The organism is Vogesella indigofera (genome assembly GCF_028548395.1).
Lineage (GTDB): Bacteria > Pseudomonadota > Gammaproteobacteria > Burkholderiales > Chromobacteriaceae > Vogesella > Vogesella indigofera_A.
Window position 1 is genome coordinate 469,338 of sequence record NZ_JAQQLA010000004.1, and the last position, 16,774, is coordinate 486,111.

Here is a 16,774-nt window from a genome sequence, read left to right on the forward strand (position 1 = left end):
CGCAGGTACAGTTTCATTAAAGCAAGGCAAGCTTAAGCACCGCTTATGCCGGGTAACTGGCCGGCACTTTTTGCGGTGCTGGCGGCACGACCCAGGTCGAAGGCGGCAAACAGCAGCACCGCCACCAGCCACACCACCCAACCGCTCCACAGGTTGTGCGACAGGAAGTGCGCGCCGCGCACCATCTGCCCCAGCCCCATCAGCAAGCCCAGCACCAGCGCGGCGACCGCCGCCTGCCGTGCCCGCCGCGGCGCGTGCGGCCGCCAGTAGAAGAACAGCGCCAGCAGCGCAAAGCCGCCGGAGGCGTGGCCGCCGGGGAAGCACTGCCCCGGGCCGGGATTCGCCGCCACCGCGCCGAACAGCGCGAACCACTCGCCGCTGCCGCCGAAGGCCTGCAGGTCCCACGGGCAGGAGTGCGCGCTGTGCGCCTTCAGCAGCGACACCGCCAGCGTCGCCAGCCACATCACCAGCACTGCGTAGCCCAGACGTGCCTCGCGCTGACGGATGGCACGCAGCGCCAGCCCGCCGCTGGCGGCGATCAGCGCGTACTTCGGCAAGCGGTGGTTGAGCCACTCCAGCCACAGGCTGTGCTGCAGCGGAAAGTGCTGGGTAAGCGGGTCGAAGAACAGCTGCGCCAGCGTGACATCGAGGCGGGTGGCCGCCTCCAGCCACCACAGCACGGTGCCGAGCAGCAGCAGCCACAGCAGCTGCCGCGCGTAGAAGGCGGCGGGCAGGCCGGCGGCCGTTGCGGCCAACCTTGGCGCCGCCATCTCAGGCACCGCCATCTCAGGTCCCTAGCGCCGCGGCCGGCTGTGGCGCACGGCAGGCGGCGAAGATGTCCAGCGTCGGCTGGTACAGCGCGGTGCGCACCGCCATCAGTCCCAGCACGCTGTGGAACAGGTTGTCCTGGCTGTAGCGCTGCCGGCTCCGCTGTTGCAGGCAGCGATCGGACAGCGCGCTGTCGTGCTGCCACTGCGGCGAGAACCACGCCAGCATCGGTACGTGCTTCTGCGCCTCCGGCGCGATCAGGTAGGGCGTGGCGTGCAGGTAGAGGTTGTTCTCGCCCAGCGATTCGCCGTGATCGGACAGGTACAGCATGCTGCTGGCCACCTGCGGCGCCGCCTGCAGCGTGGCGATCAGCTGCGCCAGCACGTGGTCGGTATAGAGGATGGTGTTGTCGAAGGCGTTGACGATCTGTTCGCGGCTGCACTTCTGCAGCTCGCCGGTCTCGCACACCGGGCCGAAGCGGGCGAACGCCGCCGGGTAGCGCTTGTAGTAGGCCGGACCGTGGCTGCCCTTCTGGTGCAGCACCAGCACGCTGTCGCCGCGAAGGTTTTGCAGCCGGGCCGCCAGGCTGTCGAGCAGGATCGCGTCGTGGCACTCGCCGCCGCTACAGAAGCGCGGATCGGTGCTGTCGTACAGCATGCTGCTGGCCACGCGCTTGCACACCTCCTTGCAGCCGGAGTTGTTGTCGCGCCAGCTGACCTGCACCCCGGCGTGGGCCAGCACGTCGAGCAGGTTTTCACGATGGCGCGCCTCTTCGGCGTCGAAGCTGTCGCGCGGCCGCGACGAGAACATGCACGGTACCGAGATCGCGGTTTCGGTGCCGCAGGACCAGACATCGGGAAAATTGACCAGCCCCGCCACCTTGGCCAGCTGCGGGTTGGTCGGCCGTGGGTAGCCGTTGAGCGAGAAATGGTCGGCACGAGCGGTCTCGCCGACCACCAGCACCAGCAGCCGCGGCTTGCCGCTGGCGGCCGCATCGCGCCTGGCGTCGCCGCCGATGCGCAGCAGCGGCTGCGGCGTGGCGTTGACCTTGCGCAGATAGGAACTGGTGGCCTGCAGGTAGTTGCTCGGCGTCAGCTCCAGCCGCAGCTCGCGGTGGTTGCGAAACAGCGAGGCGAAGTCCTGGTAGGCGCCCAGCGCCACCAGCAGCAGCACCGCGCCGCTGAGCAGCAACGCCAGCGCGCGCACACCCAGCTCCGGCAACGCGGCGCGAAAGTGCAGCGGCGTGCGCCACAGCCACCACGACGGCAGGCCGCCCAGCAGCAGCAGCGTCAGCAACAGCCGCCACGACAGCAGGTCACCGGCCTCGGCCACATCGGTCTGTAGCGCGTTGCGCACCATGTCGCTGTCGATCAGCACCCCGTACTGGTTCATGAAATAGCTGACCGCGGCGGTGAGCAGCAACAGCAGCGTCAGCAGCGGCTTGGCGATCTTCGGCCACAGCAGCAACAGCAGCAGCAGGGTGAAACAGGCGTTGACGAACACAAAAGCCAGCAGCAGCATGCGCACATCCTGGCCGTCCAGCGGTGCCATGATCTGCAGCAGGTGGCGCCAGAACGGCAGGTTGAACAGGGTGACGAACAAGAGCGCCATGAGCAGCGCCAGCCATTCGGCGCGCAGCGGACGGAACAGAAGCTTCATGCGGGGTCTCTCGGCAACGGGTTTCGGAGCAGGCACGCCCGCTCATCCTGATGCCGATGAAAACAGGCCAGCCTTAAGCCAGCCTTAGAGCCTGTTCATCACGCGTCACCGGATCGTCATCGCCGCCACATCCGCCTGTCACATCGCTGCGCCACCATCGGCGCATCTGCCCCCGCCGGAGCACGCGATGAACCAGCGCTACCGCACCATCTGGATTTCCGATGTCCACCTCGGCACCGCCGGCTGCCAGGCCGCCTTCCTGCTCGACTTCCTGCGCCACCACGACTCCGACACCCTGTACCTGGTCGGCGACATCATCGACGGCTGGCAGCTGAAGAAGTCGTGGTACTGGAAGCAGGGCCACAACGACGTGGTGCAGAAGGTGCTGCGCAAGGCGCGCAAGGGCACGCGGGTGATCTACGTGCCCGGCAACCACGACGAGGCGGCGCGGCAATACGCCGGGCTGGATTTCGGCGGCATCGCCATCCGCAGCGAGGCCGAGCACCACACCGCCGACGGCAAGCGCTTGCTGGTCATCCACGGCGACGAGTTCGACGGCGTGATCCAGCACGCGAAGTGGCTGGCCTATGTCGGCGACAGCCTGTACACGCTGATCCTCGGCCTCAACCGCCACTACAACTGGCTGCGCCACAAGCTGGGGCGGCCGTACTGGTCGCTGTCGCAATACCTGAAGCACAAGGTGAAGAACGCGGTGAACTTCATCAGCGACTTCGAGCACATCCTCGCCGCCGAGGCGCGCCGTCGTGGCTACGACGGCGTGGTCTGCGGCCACATCCACAAGGCCGAGGTGAAGGACATCGACGGCATCGTGTACGGCAACTGCGGCGACTGGGTGGAAAGCCTGTCGGCGCTGGTCGAGCACCACGACGGCACGCTGGAGATCGTGCACTGGACGCAGCAGGCAGGCGACGCCATCCCGCAGAGCATTGCGGCCAACCTTGTGCCGCCCGCCCCCATCCCGACAGAGGTCGAAACATGCGCATCATGATCATCAGCGACGCCTGGCTGCCACAGGTCAACGGCGTGGTCCGCAGCATCACCGAAACCGTGCGCGAGCTGCGCGGCTTCGGCCACCAGGTGGCCCTGATCACCCCGCTGGGCGGCGAGACGGACGACGGCGACGGCTTCGCCACCCTGCCCTGCCCGACCTATCCCGACATCCGGCTGTCGCTGTTCCCCTACCGCAAGGTGGCGGCGAAACTGGCCGCCTTCGCACCGCACGCGGTGCACATCGCCACCGAAGGCCCGCTGGGCCTCGCCGCGCAGCGCTGGTGCCGCCGCCACGGCCAGCCGTTCACCACCGCCTACCACACCCGTTTCCCGGAATACATCCACGCCCGCACCCGGCTGCCGCTGGCACTCAGCTACGCGTGGATGCGCCGCTTCCACAACCGCGCGCAGGCGGTGATGGCGCCGACGCCGGCCATCGTCGCCGACCTCAAGGCGCGCGGCTTTCACAACGTGGTGCTGTGGAGCCGCGGCGTCGACACCCGCCTGTTCAGCCCCGGCGAGCGCGAGCGGCTGGACACCGCGCAGCCGCGCTTTCTCTACATCGGCCGCGTGGCGGTAGAGAAGAACATCGAGGCCTTTCTCAAACTGGACTTGCCGGGCTCGAAATGGGTGGTCGGCGAGGGGCCGCAGCTGGCAGAACTGAAGGCGAAATACCCCGATGTCTACTTCGCCGGCGTGTTCCCGCAGCACGAGCTGGCGCGCTTCTACCGTGCCGGCGACGTGTTCGTGTTCCCCAGCCTGACCGACACCTTCGGCCTGGTGCTGCTGGAGGCGATGGCCTGCGGCACGCCGGTGGCCGCCTACCCGGTGGCCGGCCCGCTGGACGTGGTCGGCAGCAGCGGCGGCGGCGTGCTGCACGCCGACCTGCGCACCGCCTGCCTGCAGGCGCTGACGCTGGACCGCGACCAGGTGCGCCGCGTGGCCGAGGGCTACTCCTGGACGGCGGCGACGCGGCAGTTCGAATCCCACCTCTGTCCGCGTCCGCTGGGCGAGCAGGAAGGCATGGCCTTCACCACCGGCGGCGGGCGCTGAACGCGATGCCAAAACAGCTGCGGCCAACCTTGCCCAAGGTTGGCCGCATTGTTGTGCATCGTAAGAAAGTGTTCACGATCTCGCGAGCTAGAGCGAGACAAGGCGAAAACGGCTGAGGAAGCGGAGTTGACATGGGGTCAATGAGCATTCCGAAGCCGTTTTTAACGCGGTATCGCCGAAGCGCAGCAGATCGTGAACAGGTTCTAAGGATCAGGCCGGCGCGTGCGTCACCTTGTGCGCGCTGAGCTGGCTCAGCAGCACGCTGGCCACGATCAGCGCCGCGCCGCCGACCTTGCCGGCGCTCATCGCCTCGCCGGCCAGCCAGCCGATCAGCCCGCCCCACACCGGCTCCATCGCGTAGATGATGGTGGCGCGGGTGGCCGGCACCGTCTGCTGCGCCCAGTTCATCACGATCTGGATCAGCGCGGTGGCCGCGCCCAGCGCCAGCACGCTCACCAGCAGCAGCGGCTGCCACTGCGGCAGCGCCTCGCCGGCCAGCGGTGCCGTGGCCAGCGACAGCAGCGCCACCGTCGCCAGCTGCACCAGTGCCATGCGCCCGGCGTTGCAGCCGGCGGCAAAGCGGCTGAGCAGGCAGATTTCCAGCGCGATGGTGACGGTGGCGGCGATGGTCAGCCATTCGCCTAAGCCCAGCTTAATGCTGAGGCCATCGACCCCGGCCAGGAGCAGCAGGCCGGCAAACGCCAGCGCCACCCCCGCCCACGCCAGCCAGCCCGGGCGCTGGCGGAACAGTCCCCACTGCAGCAGCGGCACCAGCGGCACGTACAAGCCGGTGAGGAAGGCCGAGGTGCTGCTGGCGATATGGCCCAGCCCCAGCGTCTGCAGGTTGTAGCTGAAATACAGGATCACGCCGATGAAGACGCCGCCCAGCAGCTCGGTGCGGTTGATGCCGGCCAGCTGGCGGCGGCACAGCAGCAGCGCCAGCAAGGCGGCGACGGCAAAGCGCATGCCGACAAAGGCGAAGGCGCCGCTCCATTGCAGCGCGGTCTGTACCGCGAGGAAGGTGCCGCCCCAGATCAGGGTGACCCCAACCAGCGACAGGTCGGGCAGCAGGGAACGCGGCGGCTGGGCCGCGGGCAGGGCGATGGTGGACATGGGGATGGCTCGCGTGTAGGGTGGTGGCTCAGTTTTGTGCACTATACTGCACAACTCGTTTGATGAGCAATATATTGCACTTATGAGCGAACACATTCCCCTGCAAGTCTTCAGCCATGTCGCCCGCAACCTGCGCGAGGCACGCCAGCAGCGCGGCCTGAGCCAGGAAAAGCTGGCCGCCAGCGCCGAGGTCAGCCGCCGCATGCTGGTCAACATCGAAGCCGGCGCCAGCAATGTCAGCATCGCCACCCTCGACCGTCTCGCCAGCGCGCTGGGGCTGACTTTCTCCGAGCTGGTGCGTGCCCCCGGCAGTGACGCGCCGGTACGGGTGTGGCAGGGCGACAGCAGCGACAGCCACGCCACCCTGCTGCACAGCCTGGCGCTGGCCGGCTGCACGCTGGAACTGTGGCAGTGGCAGCTAGCGCCCGGCGACAGCTACCTGGCCGCGCCGGATCCGACCGGCTGCGGCGAGATCGTCGAGGTGCACAGCGGCACACTGCAACTGGCCTACGCCGGGCACGAGCGCACGCTGCAAGCGGGCGACACCGCCGGCTACGGCACCGAGCACGGCTACCGCTACCACAATCCGGGTAGCAGCCTGTTGCGCTTCCAGCGCAGCATCGTGATGCCGGCACCCGGCTGAGACTGCGGCCAACGTTGGCCGCCGTCAGCGCGGCAGCCGCCCGCCGCCACGGCATTTGATGATTTTGACATAAACGGATAGCATCAAATCCCTCGTCACTGTCCATCCGCGATCGGAGTCACCATGCGCCTGCTACTCGCCATCCTGCTGCCCTGGCTGCAATTCTTCACCATCAAGCGCCCGTTTGCCGGCCTGTTCTGCCTGCTGCTGCAGTGCACGCTGATCGGCTGGATCCCGGCGGCGATCTGGTCGGTGTACGCGCTCAGCCAGTACAAGACCGACCTCAAGATCAAACAGGCGCTGGCACAAGCACGCTAGCGCAGGCGCCGCGCGCCGCCTCCCGATGGCCAGCCCGGCAACGACCGGCTGGCCATTTTTCATGGCGCCACATCATGCCATAAGAATTTTTGCGTTCTTGATCCACATCAATCACTACCACATGCTGCGTCCATACAATGCGCCAAACACAAGATATTGGAAAAAACATGGACACACGCCCCAAACATCACGTGGATGCGGTCAGCAGCATCAACGAATACCTGTCCCGTGCCGACTGGCGGGTGCAGGCCAACGCCAACCAGGGCTACAGCCTGGGCGGCATGATCCTCAACATCGCCGGCAAGCTCACCGCCGAGTACTGGCTGAACGAAGTGTTCCCTGCGGAAGCCGCCAGCGCGCACCGCCACGGCGACCTGCACATCCACGACCTGGACATGCTGTCCGGCTACTGCGCCGGCTGGTCGCTACGCACCCTGCTGCAGCTGGGTTTTGCCGGCGTCGGCGGCAAGGTGGAATCGGCGCCGCCGCGGCACTTGTCCAGCGCCTGCGGCCAGATCGTCAACTTCCTTGGCACGCTGCAGAACGAATGGGCCGGCGCGCAGGCGTTCAGCTCCTTCGATACCTACCTCGCCCCGTTCGTGAAAAAGGACGCGCTGGACTACGCGCAGGTGAAGCAGGCGATCCAGGAGCTGATCTACAACCTGAACGTGCCCAGCCGCTGGGGCACGCAGACGCCGTTCACCAACCTGACCTTCGACTGGGTGTGCCCGGAAGACCTGCGCGAGCAGATCCCGGTGCTGGGCGGCGAGGAGATGCCGTTCCGCTACGGCGACTGCGCCCCAGAAATGGCGCTGATCAACCGCGCCTATATCGAGGTGATGCTGGCCGGCGACGCGCTGGGGCGGGCGTTTACCTTCCCGATCCCCACCTACAACATCACCAAGGATTTCGACTGGTACGGCGAGAACAGCGAGCTGTTGTTCGCGATGACCGCCAAGTACGGCCTGCCCTACTTCCAGAACTTCGTGAACTCCGAGCTGGAGCCGCACATGGTGCGCAGCATGTGCTGCCGCCTGCAGCTGGACCTGCGCGAGCTGATGAAGCGCGGCAACGGCCTGTTCGGCAGTGCCGAGCAGACCGGCTCGGTGGGGGTGGTCACCGTCAACTGCGCACGGCTGGGCCACCGTTTTGCCGGCGACGAAGCGGCGCTGCTGGCCGAGACCGACCGCCTGCTGGACCTGGGGCGCGAGGTGCTGGAAGCGCGCCGCCGCGTGGTGCAGCAGCACATCGACGGCGGGCTGTACCCGTACACCCGCCACTTCCTCGGCAGCCTGCGCAACCACTTCTCCACCCTGGGGGTGAACGGCATCAACGAGATGATCCGCAACTTCAGCGCCGACGCCCACGACATCACCAGCGACTGGGGCCATGCCTTCGCCTGCCGCTACCTGGACCACATCCGCGCGCGCATGGTGGAGTTCCAGCAGGCCACCGGCCACCTGTACAACCTGGAAGCCACGCCGGCGGAAGGCACCACTTACCGCTTCGCGCGCGAGGACAACAAGCGCTACCCCGGCATCCTGCAGGCCGGCACGCCGCAGCAGCCGTACTACACCAACTCTAGCCAGCTGCCGGTGGGCTTTACCGACGACCCGTTCGAGGCGCTGCTGCGCCAGGACGAACTGCAGCGCAAATACACCGGCGGCACCGTGCTGCACCTGTACATGAGCGAGGCGGTGAGCAGCGCCGACGCCTGCCGCCAGCTGGTGAAGCGCGCGCTGGAAAACTTCCGCCTGCCCTACATCACCATCACCCCGACCTTCTCGATCTGCCCGACGCACGGCTACCTGTCCGGGCGGCATGATTTCTGCCCGAAGTGCGACGCCGAGCTGATCGAGAAAAAATACCGCGCCGCCTGCTGCGACTGAGCCGGTCGCCCGGATAAGCCTCAGGCGTATCCGGAAGTGGCCACCCGTGTCCCCGGATGCACTGTCTGTTTCCCGGATGCGCCTCGCTTATCCGGGCTACGAAAAAAGTAATGCCCACCGCCGCCATGCGGCCAACCCTTGAAAGGAAACACCATGCACAACCAGCCAAGCATCGAACTGAAAGACGAAGAACGCACCCGCTGCGAGGTATGGACACGGGTGATGGGCTACCACCGCCCGGTGGCCTCGTTCAATACCGGCAAACAGGGCGAGTTCCATGAACGCTGCCACTTCGACGAACAGCGCGTCGGCTGAGCGCGCCCGCATCGGCGGCTGGCAGCCGTTCTCCGCCTGCGACTGGCCGGGCCGGCTCGCCGCGGTGGTATTCCTCGCCGGCTGCCCATGGCGCTGCGGCTACTGCCACAATCCCGGCTTGCTGCAGCGCCGCCACGGTCAGACCAGTTGGCCGCAGCTGCGCGCGCAATTGCAGGCACGGCACGGTCTGCTGGACGGGGTGGTGTTTTCCGGTGGCGAGCCGCTGTCCGAGCCGGCCTTGCCGGCGCTGCTGGCCGAGGTGCGTGCCATGGGCTTTGCCACCGGCCTGCACAGCGGCGGCAGCCACCCGCAACGGCTGGCGGCGGTACTGCCACTGCTGGACTGGGTCGGGCTGGACATCAAGACCCTGCCGCCACAGTATCCGGCCATCACCGCGGTGGCCGGCAGCGGCGAGCGTGCCGCCGCCAGCCTGGCGCTGCTGCAAGCCAGCGGCGTCGCCTACGAATGCCGCAGCACCATCCACCCCGCGTTGCACGACGACAGCACGCTGAGCCAGCTGGCCGCGTGGCTGTCCCAGCGTGGCGTGCGCCGCTACGCCTGGCAGCTGCTGCGCCCCAGCCCGCAATTGCCGCAGCCGTTTTCCCCCATCGCCGCAGGCTGGCCGGCGCCGGCGCTGCAGGCGGCGGTGGCCAGCCACTTTGCACACTTTGAACTGCGCACCGGCTAGGCAGCGGCCAACCCTGGCCGCTGCCGCGACCACCTCAGCCCCCCCCCCCGCCGCCGGCAACACCATGCGGCGTAGCGACATCCCGTTTTCCCGGCAACAAAAAGGCACAACGTCCGTTAGCGGACATTGTGCCGGTGTGCGCCCGCCACGGCAGCGGCGATAACGGGCGGGAAAAACAAAAAACCCCGCCGTAGCGGGGTTTTTATCAAACGCTGTAAAAAATTACAGAGCCTGGATGTTGGTGGCTTGTGGGCCTTTTTGACCCATACCTGGGGTGTAGCTAACTTTCTGGCCTTCGGTCAGCGATTTGAAGCCTTCCGAGCGCACTTCGGAGAAGTGAGCGAACAGGTCGTTGCCGCCTGCATCTGGAGTGATGAAGCCAAAGCCTTTTGCATCGTTAAACCATTTAACGGTACCAGTTTCCATTTTTAATTCCTTTAAAACGAGATTGACGGGCAATTGCCCAGGTGCATGACGATCAAGGAATCAAACCGGTAACAATGACGTGCCGCTTTTGAGGTGGATCAACGATGTCGCAAGCAATCTGCTGCTTGAAGGTCCTGCCAGCACAGTTATACGCAGCATCCCTCCCCCGGTCAACGATTAATTGAATTTATTTTTGTTTTACCCTTAATAAATCCCATAAAAGTCAGTAACCACCCGTCCACGCCCTGCTGCCGCGACCCGCACACCGCAGCGCCGCCACGGTTTGCCCGCCGCTGATGCCATGCCACTGCGGCGAGCAGGCTTGTATTCCGGCGCATCTTTACCTATGCCAAATGCACGGGTTGGCGACATTGAAACTGCTTGCCGCGCTGAAAGCTAGTTGAAAGGTTGGCCACCCTATAATTTGCTCGCCCCACCTGAGGTGGCGTGACCTGCGCGGCAGGCAACGTCAGGCCGCAGGGGACGCACAGGGTGAGGAGCCAAGCTCCCGCTGATGCCACCTCGGCATACACAACAATATGCAACACTCCGGAGATTACACAATGAAACTGTCGAAACTGTTCGTAAGCTGCCTGCTGGCGGTCACCCCGTTTGTCGCCCAGGCCCAGGTAGAGCAATTCAAGATCATGGCGCCGGCCAACCCGGGCGGCGGCTTTGACACCATTGCCCGCACCCTCGGCGAAGCGCTGCAGACGTCCGGCCAGGCCAAGAGCGTGGTGGTCGAGAACAAGGCCGGCGCCGGTGGTGCCATCGGCATGGCACAGTTCGTCAATAACGAAAAAGGCAATCCGAATGCACTGCTGGTGGCCGGTGCCGTCACCGTCGGCGCGCTGGAAACCAACAAGTCGCCGGTCAACTTCGGCATGGTGACGCCGATTGCGCGTCTGATGGGTGAATTCAACGTCATCGTGGTGCCGACCGCCTCGCCGTTCAAGAACCTGAAAGACCTGATGGCAGCCTACAAGGCGAAACCGGGTGCGGTGAGCATCGGTGGCGGCTCGGCCGGTGGCATCGACCACATCATGGCCAGCCTGATGTCCGAGAAAGCCGGTGTTGATCCCGACAAGCTGAACTACATCCCGTTCGCCGGCGGCGGCGAAGGCAAGGCGGCCATTCTCGGCAACCAGATCTCCGCCTACATCAGCGGCTACGGCGAACTGGCCGACCTGATCAAGGCCGGCAAGGTACGCGCACTGGGCATCTCCGCCTCCACCCGCAACGCCGACATCCCGGTACCGACCATGCGCGAGCAGGGCACCGACGTGGTGGTCTACAACTGGCGCGGCGTGTTTGGCGCCCCCGGTATCACCCCCGCCCAGCGCAACGACCTGATCAAGATGGTGGAAACCGCGGTCAAGTCGCCAAGCTGGAAGGCCAAGGCCGAGAAGATGGAATGGCTGGACATGCTGCAAAGCGGTGACAGCTTCAAGGCCTTCCTCAACGAAGACATCAAGCGCACCGCAGCCACCGTCAAGAAACTGAAGCTGGGTAACTAAGCCATGATCAAGCGCGTAACCGGCGAGCAACTGCTCGCCATCGGGATCATCCTGATCGGCCTGGTGATGGCCTGGCAGATCGGCGATATCCCTGAGGAGGCCGGTTATGCCGGCATCGGTCCGCGCTTCTTTCCTTCGCTGGTGGTGGCCGGTCTGATCGTTGCCGGGGGCGCGTTGCTGATGCAGCGCCGTCACCGTAACGGGCCGGACACCATCCTCAGCGCAGGCGAAGACGACACGGAACAACTGGAAGCGGAAGAAGCCGCCGAACGCGGCGAGGCCAACTGGAACATGTTCATCATTGCCAGTGGCAGCCTGCTGGCGCACATGGCGCTGATCGGCCTGGTCGGCTTTACCCTGGCCGGCACCTTCCTCTGCTTCGGCATCTGCCGCGCGCTGGAGACACGCCGTCCGGCGCTGGATCTGGTGCTGTCCTTCCTGCTGGCCCTCGGCCTGTTTCACTTGTTCAAGACGCTGGGGCTGAACCTGCCGGCGTTGATCACGGGGGTGCTGTAAATGGATTCCTTGAATGCCCTGTTCAGTCTGGGGTTTGCCACCGCGCTGACCCCGGCCAACCTGCTGTGGGCGCTGCTCGGCTGTACGCTGGGCACCGCCATCGGCGTGCTGCCCGGCGTCGGCCCGGCGGTGACCGTGGCGCTGCTGCTGCCGGTCACGCAAAGTGTCGACCCGACCGGCGCGCTGATCATGCTGGCCGGTGTCTACTATGGCGCCATGTTCGGTGGCTCCACCACCTCCATCCTGCTCAACACCCCGGGTGAAGCCGGCTCCATCGTGTCGGCGCTGGAAGGCAACAAGATGGCGAAGATGGGGCGCGCCGGTCCGGCGCTGTCCACCGCCGCCATCGGCTCCTTCGTCGCCGGCTCCATCGCCACCGTGCTGCTGACGCTGCTGGCGCCGGTGATCGCCGGCTTCGCGCTGCAGCTGGGCCCGGTGGAAACCTTCGCGTTGATGATGCTGACCTTCGCCGCGGTGTCGGCGGTACTCGGCAACTCGCCGCTGAAGGGCTTCATCGCTCTGCTGCTGGGCCTGTCTATGGGCCTGATCGGCATCGAGGGCCAGTCGGGACAGTCGCGCTTCACCTTCGGACTGCTGCCGCTGATCGACGGCATCGACATCGTGGTGGTGGCGATGGGCCTGTTCGCGGTGGGCGAGACGCTGTACACCGCCACCTACGAGAACAAGATCGCCGGCCGCATCGAATCGCTGAAGGGCAGCTTCTGGATGAGCAAGGACGACTGGAAACGCTCGTGGAAACCGTGGTTGCGCGGTACCGCCATCGGCTTCCCGTTCGGCACCCTGCCGGCCGGCGGCACCGAGATGCCGACCTTCCTGTCCTACTCCGCCGAGCGCAAGCTGGCCGACGAGAAGACGCGCAAGCAGTTCGGCAAGGGCGCCATCGAAGGCGTGGCCGGCCCGGAAGCGGCCAACAACGCCGCGGTCACCGGCACGCTGGTGCCGCTGCTGACGCTGGGCATCCCGACCTCGGCTACCGCCGCCATCATGCTGTCTGCGTTCCAGCAGTACAACATCGTGCCCGGCCCGCTGCTGTTTGATACCAACCCGGAACTGGTGTGGGGCCTGATCGCCTCGCTGTACATCGGCAACGTGATGCTGCTGGTGCTGAACCTGCCGCTGGTCGGCCTGTGGGTGCAATTCCTGAAAGTGCCGCGCCCGCTGCTCTACGGCGGCATCATCGTGCTGGCCACCATGGGTGCCTACGCGCTGCGACAGAGCTGGTTCGACCTGATGCTGCTCTATATAATCGGCGTGTTGGGCTTCCTGATGCGGCGCTTCGACTTCCCGGTGGTACCACTGGTGGTCGGCCTGATCGTCGGGCCGATGGCGGAGAAACACTTCCGTCGCGCCATGTCGATCAACGAGGGTGACCTGACCGTGTTCCTGACGCACCCGATCTCGCTGGTCATCCTGCTGGTCACCGCCGCCATCCTGGTGGTACCGCCACTGATGAAACGCCGCCAGGCCCTGCTGGACAGCGCACGTTAAACCAAACCTCCCGGGACACCTGGCTCTTTGCTGGCCAGGTGTCCTTTTAATTGACATTTTTCACTGCACAAGGACAACACAATGCCGGAGATCCTGTTTGAAAGCTCCTTCTGGCTGGCGGTGCTGCAGATCATCGCCATCGACATCCTGCTCGGCGGCGACAACGCGGTCGTCATCGCGCTGGCCTGCCGCAAACTGCCGGAAGAACAACGCCGTCGTGGCATCTTCTGGGGCGTGGCCGGTGCCATCGGCCTGCGCGTGGTACTGATTTTCTTCGCGCTGCAACTGCTGGCGCTGCCCTACCTGAAGGTGGTCGGTGCGCTGCTGCTGCTGTGGATCGGCATCAAGCTGCTGCAACCGGAGGATGACGACGCCCACGGCAATATCGAGGGCAGCACCCACCTGTGGGGCGCCATCAAGACCATCATCATCGCCGACGCGGTGATGAGCCTGGACAACGTGATCGCGGTGGCCGGCGCCGCCAAGGGCAACCTCGGCATGGTGGTGTTCGGCATCGTGATCAGCATTCCGATCATCGTGTGGGGCAGCAAGTTCGTGCTCAAGCTGATGGACCGCTTCCCGATCGTGATCACCTTCGGTGCCGCGCTGCTGGGCTGGATCGCCGGCGACATGGTGACCGGCGACGTGGTGGTGAAGCCGTACCTGGCCGACGCGCCGAGCTGGCTGCACTACGTCAACGCCGCGGCGGGTGCCATCTTCGTGGTGGTGACCGGCAAGTTCCTCGCCAGCCGCAAGACCGCCGCCGCCGCGCCGCTGCACGAGATTCCGCTGGCCGCCAACAAAGACCACAGCTAAGAAAGGGACACCATGAGCACTCGTATCCTGATTCCGGTAGACGGCTCGGCGCACGCGCTGCGCGCGGTAGAACACGCCCTGCAACTGGCCAAGCTCAACCCGGCACTGGAACTGCACCTGCTGAACGTGCAGATCCCGGTCGAATCCGGCCACGTGCGCCTGTTTGTCGGCCACGACCAGCTGGAAGACTACTACCGCGAGGAAGGCCTTGCCGCGCTGCAAGCGGCGAGCGCGCTGCTGCAACAGGCCGGTCAGGCCTGCCAGCAGCACATCGCGGTCGGCCACATCGCCGACACCATCGCCCGCTACGCGCAGGAGATGGCGTTCAGCCAGATCATCATCGGCTCGCACGGCCGCAGCGGCCTCGGCCAGCTGCTGCTGGGCTCGGTGGCCACCGACGTGGTACACCAGTCGGCGGTGCCGGTGACCGTGATCAAGTAAGCAACACGCCCCCGCGACAGCGGCTTTCATCCCGGCACTGTGCCGACGGTGAAAGCCGCTTTTTCATGGGCGGCACGCTTGCGGCCAACCTTGCCGCCGCCGTGTACAGCCGCAGCCGGCGGCCCGTACAATGATGGCATCATCGCCCTACGGAGCATGCCACCATGCGCCACAAACTACGTACATTCGCCTTCGCCCTGCTGGCGCTGGTCGCCCTGCTCGGCAGCGCGCTGCTGGATTACTACCTGCCGGAACACAGCATCACCAGCATCACCGGTGTCGAGGTCAAGCTGGCGGACAAGGACGGGCCGATCAGCCGCCAGAACCCGGCCGACCAGCCGGTGCGCGACATGTACCTGATCTACACCCAGCACGCCATCGACGACGTGCGCGTCTACCGCAACGAGGACACCGGCTGGGGCTGGCCGTTCTACTTCAAGTTCGACGCCTCCGACGTGCAGGCCACCGCCAACGCCATTGCCAACGCCCGGCAGCCGGCCTACCTCACCAGCTACGGCTGGCGCATCAACATGCTGTCGCTGTACCCCAACGTTACCGCCATCCGCCTCGCCGAAGCCGGCGAAGCCACCTGGAGCTTTTTCCGCTGGTTCTGGTTCGCGCTGTGGTTCACCCTGCTCGCCGCCGCCGGCTGGGGCCTGTATCGCGTGACGCGCCGCCAGCCGGACGCCACCAACAAGGACATGACATGATCAGCTGCGACTATGTACGGCACCTGGCCCGTTACAACCAGTGGATGAACGACAAGCTGTACGCCGTCGCCGGCACGCTGCCGCAAGCGGCGCTGGATGAGGCGCGCGGCGCCTTTTTCGGCTCGATCAGCGGCACGCTCAACCACCTGCTGGTCGCCGACACCATCTGGCTGAAACGGCTGGCGACGCATCCGGCGGGTTTTGCCAGCCTTAAGCCACTGCACCAGCAGGCGATGCCGGCACGGCTGGATCTGCCACTGGTCGACGGCTTTGCCGCGCAACAACAGCGGCGCCGGCAACTGGATGCGCTGATCGTGCAGTGGAGCCTGGAGCTGGCGCCGGCCGCGCTGGCCCAGGTGCTGGACTACCACAATATGCGTGGCGAAGCGCAAAGCCGGCCGCTGCCCGAGGTACTGGTGCACCTGTTCAACCACCAGACCCACCATCGCGGCCAGCTCACCACCCTGCTGTCGCAGATCGGGCTGGATGTCGGCGTGACCGACCTGATCGCGATGCCGGCAGCCTGAACGGCATTGCGGCCAACCTTGGCAAAGGTTGGCCGCAATGTGTTACCGGCTGGCTGACGTGCCGCCTCAGGCCAGCGTGACCACCACCGGGGTGTGATCCGACGGCCGCTCCCACTTGCGCGGCAGCTTGTCGATCACGCATCCGCTGGCACGCGCCTGCAGGCTGGCGCTGATCAGGATGTGGTCGATGCGCACCCCCATGTTGCGGCGGAACATCATCGCGCGGTAATCCCACCAGCTGTACTGCTTGTCCTCATCATTGAACAGGCGGAAGCTGTCCGCCAGCCCCAGGCCGATCAGGCGGCGGAAGGCCTCGCGCTCCGGCGTGGTGCACAGCACCTGCTCGCGCCAGCCCTCCGGGTCGTACACGTCGCGGTCTTCCGGCGCGATGTTGTAGTCGCCCAGCAGCGCGAAGTCGCGATGCACCGCCAGCTCGCTGGCGACGTAGCGCTCCAGCTCGGCCAGCCACTGCAGCTTGTACTGGTACTTCGGCGACTCCACCGATTCGCCGTTGACGAAGTAGGCGCACACCACGCGCACGCCGTCGACGGTGGCGGCGATCACGCGGCGCTGCTCGTCGTCGTAGCCGGGGATGCCGGCCACCACGTCGCTGATGCTGCAGCCGTTCTTCACCAGGATGGCGACGCCGTTATAGGTCTTCTGCCCGAACCACGCCGCCTGGTAGCCGGCGGCCTCGATCTCCGCCAGCGGGAACACCGGGTGGTCCATCTTCAGTTCCTGCAGGCACAACACCTCGATCGGGTTGTCGGCCAGCCATTGCAGCACTTGCGGCAGGCGCACTTTCAGCGAGTTGACGTTCCAGGTGGCAAGACGCATAGCGAGGCTCCTAATTGA

The 16,774-nt window shown here is 65.8% G+C and carries 19 protein-coding genes; 14 read left to right on the forward strand and 5 right to left on the reverse strand.

The features are described 5' to 3' along the window. Positions 1-32: 32 nt before the first annotated feature. Together PQU89_RS07920 and PQU89_RS07925 are read right to left on the reverse strand one after the other, a co-directional pair. Entirely contained in the window at positions 33-785 is a 753-nt protein-coding gene (locus tag PQU89_RS07920) for a phosphatase PAP2 family protein (RefSeq protein WP_272765349.1), read from the reverse strand. Between the two features lies 1 nt (position 786). Next, the gene (locus tag PQU89_RS07925) at positions 787-2,427 is read right to left on the reverse strand and encodes a phosphoethanolamine transferase (protein WP_272765350.1); all 1,641 of its coding nucleotides are present in this window, start codon (positions 2,425-2,427) and stop codon (positions 787-789) included. A gap of 187 nt (positions 2,428-2,614) precedes the next feature. Between PQU89_RS07925 and PQU89_RS07930 the strand changes: the two genes are divergently transcribed. Beyond that, a complete protein-coding gene (locus tag PQU89_RS07930; protein WP_272765351.1) occupies positions 2,615-3,436 on the forward strand; it encodes a UDP-2,3-diacylglucosamine diphosphatase in 822 nt (273 codons plus the stop codon). Beyond that, positions 3,424-4,491 (forward strand): glycosyltransferase family 4 protein, encoded by a 1,068-nt coding sequence (locus PQU89_RS07935; protein WP_272765352.1) that lies wholly within the window; start codon positions 3,424-3,426, stop codon positions 4,489-4,491. The genes PQU89_RS07930 and PQU89_RS07935 overlap by 13 nt, the downstream gene beginning before the upstream one ends. Before the next feature lie 210 nt (positions 4,492-4,701). On the opposite strand, the gene PQU89_RS07940 is transcribed toward PQU89_RS07935, so the two are convergent. Then, on the reverse strand, positions 4,702-5,604 hold the full coding sequence (locus tag PQU89_RS07940; protein WP_272765353.1) for a DMT family transporter: 903 nt from the start codon (positions 5,602-5,604) through the stop codon (positions 4,702-4,704). A gap of 82 nt (positions 5,605-5,686) precedes the next feature. Between PQU89_RS07940 and PQU89_RS07945 the strand changes: the two genes are divergently transcribed. The 5 genes from PQU89_RS07945 to PQU89_RS07965 all read left to right on the forward strand — a co-directional run bounded on the left by PQU89_RS07945 (position 5,687) and on the right by PQU89_RS07965 (position 9,457). Continuing rightward, the gene (locus PQU89_RS07945; protein WP_272765354.1) at positions 5,687-6,247 is read left to right on the forward strand and encodes a helix-turn-helix domain-containing protein; all 561 of its coding nucleotides are present in this window, start codon (positions 5,687-5,689) and stop codon (positions 6,245-6,247) included. A 123-nt stretch (positions 6,248-6,370) separates the two neighbouring features. Further along, a complete protein-coding gene (locus PQU89_RS07950) occupies positions 6,371-6,565 on the forward strand; it encodes a YqaE/Pmp3 family membrane protein (protein ID WP_047966564.1) in 195 nt (64 codons plus the stop codon). A gap of 167 nt (positions 6,566-6,732) precedes the next feature. Then, entirely contained in the window at positions 6,733-8,454 is a 1,722-nt protein-coding gene (locus tag PQU89_RS07955; RefSeq protein WP_272765355.1) for a ribonucleoside triphosphate reductase, read from the forward strand. Positions 8,455-8,607: 153 nt separating this feature from the next. Then, complete coding sequence (gene nrdD / locus PQU89_RS07960; RefSeq protein ID WP_272765356.1) at positions 8,608-8,769, forward strand: anaerobic ribonucleoside-triphosphate reductase; 162 nt, start codon at positions 8,608-8,610, stop codon at positions 8,767-8,769. After that, entirely contained in the window at positions 8,732-9,457 is a 726-nt protein-coding gene (locus PQU89_RS07965; protein WP_272765357.1) for an anaerobic ribonucleoside-triphosphate reductase activating protein, read from the forward strand. The genes nrdD and PQU89_RS07965 overlap by 38 nt, the downstream gene beginning before the upstream one ends. 222 nt (positions 9,458-9,679) lie before the next feature. Here PQU89_RS07965 and PQU89_RS07970 read toward each other — a convergent pair whose 3' ends face one another. Then, on the reverse strand, positions 9,680-9,883 hold the full coding sequence (locus PQU89_RS07970; protein WP_047966568.1) for a cold-shock protein: 204 nt from the start codon (positions 9,881-9,883) through the stop codon (positions 9,680-9,682). Positions 9,884-10,446: 563 nt separating this feature from the next. Here PQU89_RS07970 and PQU89_RS07975 point away from each other — a divergent pair. From PQU89_RS07975 to PQU89_RS08005, 7 genes are all read left to right on the forward strand, one after another. Continuing rightward, complete coding sequence (locus PQU89_RS07975; protein ID WP_272765358.1) at positions 10,447-11,400, forward strand: Bug family tripartite tricarboxylate transporter substrate binding protein; 954 nt, start codon at positions 10,447-10,449, stop codon at positions 11,398-11,400. Between the two features lie 3 nt (positions 11,401-11,403). Then, positions 11,404-11,916 carry a tripartite tricarboxylate transporter TctB family protein gene (locus tag PQU89_RS07980; RefSeq protein WP_272765359.1) on the forward strand — a complete coding sequence of 171 codons (513 nt, stop codon included), beginning with the start codon at positions 11,404-11,406 and terminating at the stop codon, positions 11,914-11,916. Beyond that, positions 11,917-13,425, forward strand: coding sequence for a tripartite tricarboxylate transporter permease (locus PQU89_RS07985; protein ID WP_047966571.1), 1,509 nt, complete (start codon positions 11,917-11,919; stop codon positions 13,423-13,425). Between the two features lie 81 nt (positions 13,426-13,506). Beyond that, complete coding sequence (locus tag PQU89_RS07990; protein ID WP_272756595.1) at positions 13,507-14,241, forward strand: TerC family protein; 735 nt, start codon at positions 13,507-13,509, stop codon at positions 14,239-14,241. A 12-nt stretch (positions 14,242-14,253) separates the two neighbouring features. After that, positions 14,254-14,682, forward strand: coding sequence for a universal stress protein (locus tag PQU89_RS07995; protein WP_272765360.1), 429 nt, complete (start codon positions 14,254-14,256; stop codon positions 14,680-14,682). Between the two features lie 164 nt (positions 14,683-14,846). Then, on the forward strand, positions 14,847-15,392 hold the full coding sequence (locus tag PQU89_RS08000; RefSeq protein WP_272765361.1) for a DUF1523 family protein: 546 nt from the start codon (positions 14,847-14,849) through the stop codon (positions 15,390-15,392). Then, positions 15,389-15,919, forward strand: coding sequence for a DinB family protein (locus PQU89_RS08005; protein ID WP_272765362.1), 531 nt, complete (start codon positions 15,389-15,391; stop codon positions 15,917-15,919). The genes PQU89_RS08000 and PQU89_RS08005 overlap by 4 nt, the downstream gene beginning before the upstream one ends. Positions 15,920-15,985: 66 nt before the next feature. Here PQU89_RS08005 and xth read toward each other — a convergent pair whose 3' ends face one another. Next, a complete protein-coding gene (xth, locus tag PQU89_RS08010; protein WP_272765363.1) occupies positions 15,986-16,756 on the reverse strand; it encodes an exodeoxyribonuclease III in 771 nt (256 codons plus the stop codon). Positions 16,757-16,774 lie beyond the last annotated feature (18 nt).

Excerpts from the sequence above, each read along its gene's own strand:
- nrdD (WP_272765356.1), top strand. The coding sequence starts at position 8,608 with ATGCACAACCAGCCAAGCATCGAACTGAAAGACGAAGAACGCACCCGC.
- PQU89_RS07970 (WP_047966568.1), bottom strand. The coding sequence starts at position 9,883 with ATGGAAACTGGTACCGTTAAATGGTTTAACGATGCAAAAGGCTTTGGC.
- PQU89_RS07990 (WP_272756595.1), top strand. The coding sequence starts at position 13,507 with ATGCCGGAGATCCTGTTTGAAAGCTCCTTCTGGCTGGCGGTGCTGCAG.
- PQU89_RS07995 (WP_272765360.1), top strand. The coding sequence starts at position 14,254 with ATGAGCACTCGTATCCTGATTCCGGTAGACGGCTCGGCGCACGCGCTG.
- PQU89_RS08000 (WP_272765361.1), top strand. The coding sequence starts at position 14,847 with ATGCGCCACAAACTACGTACATTCGCCTTCGCCCTGCTGGCGCTGGTC.
- PQU89_RS07945 (WP_272765354.1), top strand. The coding sequence starts at position 5,687 with ATGAGCGAACACATTCCCCTGCAAGTCTTCAGCCATGTCGCCCGCAAC.
- PQU89_RS07930 (WP_272765351.1), top strand. The coding sequence starts at position 2,615 with ATGAACCAGCGCTACCGCACCATCTGGATTTCCGATGTCCACCTCGGC.
- PQU89_RS07985 (WP_047966571.1), top strand. The coding sequence starts at position 11,917 with ATGGATTCCTTGAATGCCCTGTTCAGTCTGGGGTTTGCCACCGCGCTG.
- PQU89_RS07920 (WP_272765349.1), bottom strand. The coding sequence starts at position 785 with ATGGCGGTGCCTGAGATGGCGGCGCCAAGGTTGGCCGCAACGGCCGCC.
- PQU89_RS07935 (WP_272765352.1), top strand. The coding sequence starts at position 3,424 with ATGCGCATCATGATCATCAGCGACGCCTGGCTGCCACAGGTCAACGGC.
- PQU89_RS08005 (WP_272765362.1), top strand. The coding sequence starts at position 15,389 with ATGATCAGCTGCGACTATGTACGGCACCTGGCCCGTTACAACCAGTGG.
- PQU89_RS07925 (WP_272765350.1), bottom strand. The coding sequence starts at position 2,427 with ATGAAGCTTCTGTTCCGTCCGCTGCGCGCCGAATGGCTGGCGCTGCTC.
- PQU89_RS07950 (WP_047966564.1), top strand. The coding sequence starts at position 6,371 with ATGCGCCTGCTACTCGCCATCCTGCTGCCCTGGCTGCAATTCTTCACC.
- PQU89_RS07955 (WP_272765355.1), top strand. The coding sequence starts at position 6,733 with ATGGACACACGCCCCAAACATCACGTGGATGCGGTCAGCAGCATCAAC.
- PQU89_RS07965 (WP_272765357.1), top strand. The coding sequence starts at position 8,732 with ATGAACGCTGCCACTTCGACGAACAGCGCGTCGGCTGAGCGCGCCCGC.
- PQU89_RS07940 (WP_272765353.1), bottom strand. The coding sequence starts at position 5,604 with ATGTCCACCATCGCCCTGCCCGCGGCCCAGCCGCCGCGTTCCCTGCTG.
- PQU89_RS07975 (WP_272765358.1), top strand. The coding sequence starts at position 10,447 with ATGAAACTGTCGAAACTGTTCGTAAGCTGCCTGCTGGCGGTCACCCCG.
- PQU89_RS07980 (WP_272765359.1), top strand. The coding sequence starts at position 11,404 with ATGATCAAGCGCGTAACCGGCGAGCAACTGCTCGCCATCGGGATCATC.
- xth (WP_272765363.1), bottom strand. The coding sequence starts at position 16,756 with ATGCGTCTTGCCACCTGGAACGTCAACTCGCTGAAAGTGCGCCTGCCG.